1 protein-coding gene is annotated in these 367 nt (G+C 64.0%); it reads right to left on the bottom strand.

The window, feature by feature from the left end; translation table 11 throughout:
• On the bottom strand, nt 1–367 hold a 367-nt coding region (locus tag QWI17_RS03320; RefSeq protein WP_302721080.1), incomplete at both ends, for an ATP phosphoribosyltransferase regulatory subunit.

Below are 367 nucleotides of genomic sequence, written 5' to 3'. Positions count from 1 at the left end.
GTCTTGCTGAATCAATTGCCGATCACAATCCGCCTCGAGAGCAGCACTCAACGGCTGGCCAGGCAGAGCCTGAACCACACGCTGGCCCTCGCTGCGCAACTGGCAGACTTGCTGCCAGAGGGCCGCGTCGCCACTGTCGGGCATCCAGATGCCGCCAGTTGGCAATACGACCTCCGCTCGCCCCAGTGTGACCAGGGTCTTCAAATCCGTGGAGAAACCTGTGGCTGGGCGTGCCCGGCCAAAATCGGCGCCGATGTCGTCATAGCGCCCGCCCTGGGCAATCGACTGCCCCTCGCCCGGCACGAACACGGCGAACACCACACCGGTGTGGTAGTGGTAACCGCGCAGCTCACCGAGGTCGAAGTAC

The organism is Gilvimarinus gilvus (assembly GCF_030518155.1).
Lineage (GTDB): Bacteria > Pseudomonadota > Gammaproteobacteria > Pseudomonadales > Cellvibrionaceae > Gilvimarinus > Gilvimarinus gilvus.
The sequence above is the reverse complement of the archived record's forward strand: the minus strand, read 5'-3'. Positions and strand labels throughout refer to the sequence as shown.